This is a genomic window from Microbacterium sp. (assembly GCF_011620665.1).
GTDB lineage: Bacteria > Actinomycetota > Actinomycetes > Actinomycetales > Microbacteriaceae > Microbacterium.
In genome coordinates, this window is sequence record NZ_WOYQ01000005.1 from 85,351 (window position 1) to 86,893 (window position 1,543).

A 1,543-nucleotide genomic window follows, 5' to 3' on the forward strand; every position below is an offset into this window, starting at 1 on the left:
CGGTGTCGAAACGGTGTCGAAACGGCGTCAGAACGGTGGCGGATCGACACCGACCGTCGCGCCCGTCGGCGTGGTCCAGCGGAGGGCGCCGGAGCCGGAGTCACGATCGAGGTGCCACAGCGTTTCGTCTTTGACCGGATGGTGAGGACCGCATTCGGGCTCGATGTTGATCGAGGACGTGGCCCCGCCGTCGGCCCAGCGTTTTCGATGGTCCATGTCGCAGTTCGCGGAGGAACGGGTGCAGCCGGGGAACACACAGGTGGGGTAGCGGATGCCGATCCACCTGCGCAGATCGGCGGGCACGCGGTAGGCGCGGCGTTCCACATCGAGGACGGTGCCGTCGAGCGGATGCGTGAGCACCCGGAACCAGTCGGATGAGCCGGAAGCCAGGCGCTTGGCGGTCTCGAGCGGAATGGGCCCGTATCCGGCGAGGGTCGCGGGCTCGTCGGATTCGCCCAGAAGTGTCATCGCGGGGATCGTGATGTTGACGGTCGCCGTCACCTTCGATGCCTCGTCGGAATTGCGAGTGAGGAGGTCGACCAGCACGTCGGCGCGGAGCTGGGCGAGCGTGCGCTTTTCGCCGTCGGCTGCAGCGAGGTGACGAGCATCCCCTTCCACACGGTTCTCGATCGCGGCTGCGTCGCTGGCAGGGACGAGCGCGCAGATCTCGGCCATCCCATCGAGTGAGGGGTCGAACGTGACCCGACGGTCGGCGGCGGCTCGCGCGTGACGAACAGACAGCGATTCGGAGTGCGCGCGTTCGCGAGCGGCACGCGCACGTTGCCGGAACCGGCCGGGCGCGAGCCGGCACGCGACCTCGACGAGGGCCGCATCGAACCTTGACCACGATTCGGGGTCGTCGCCTGGCAGCGTCGCCGCGAGTTGTGCGGCGAAGGCCATGTTCTGTTCGGCGATGAGCCCGAGCAGGCAGTTCTGCCAGACGAACGGCAGGCGGGTGGAGAGCGTCTCGGCGCGATGCGCGCGAAGCCTGATCTGGTTGTCGGACAGACCCACGCGCACGCCCAGATCGGCCGCCGCGGCACGAACGCCCAGCATGCTCCGATCGGCGCGGACTTCGGCCGTTGACCGCCCGCGCGGGTCGCTCCAGGTGAGGTCGAGTGTGGGGTCGGGGCCAACCCACGGATCAGGCTCGGCGAAGGCGCGCACGAGCATCCGGTGAAAGAGAAGATCTTGTTCGGCGCTCGCCGAGCGCGCCCGCTGGACCGTGCGGTCGATGTCGGCGAGATCATCATCGAGCGACGAGCGGGGTTCGAACGCCGACGGAGGGAAGCCCTCGTCGTCATCATGCTCGGGCGGTGCACCCGCACTCATGGCGAGTTCCCAACGCGCCTCGCGCAGTTCGGGGTCGTTCCGCAGCGGATCCCCGTCGGGGCCCATCGGGGTGAAGAACGTCATAGCTGCACGCTACGCCGGGGTTCCGACATTGCCCCGCGCGGTTGAGCGGCTGTGGACGTCTAGAATCGGGAGGCCAGCCTCTGTAGCTCAATGGAAGAGCAGTTCCGTCCTAAGGAAACGGTTGGGG

1 protein-coding gene is annotated in these 1,543 nt (G+C 68.0%); it reads right to left on the reverse strand.

Annotation, left to right across the window (positions count from 1 at the left end):
* Window positions 1–27 precede the first annotated feature (27 nt).
* Entirely contained in the window at window positions 28–1,416 is a 1,389-nt protein-coding gene (locus tag QZV81_RS01040; protein ID WP_292831160.1) for an HNH endonuclease signature motif containing protein, read from the reverse strand.
* Window positions 1,417–1,543: the final 127 nt, after the last annotated feature.

Coding starts and splice junctions, on each gene's coding strand:
- QZV81_RS01040 (WP_292831160.1), bottom strand. CDS start 1,416: ATGACGTTCTTCACCCCGATGGGCCCCGACGGGGATCCGCTGCGGAAC.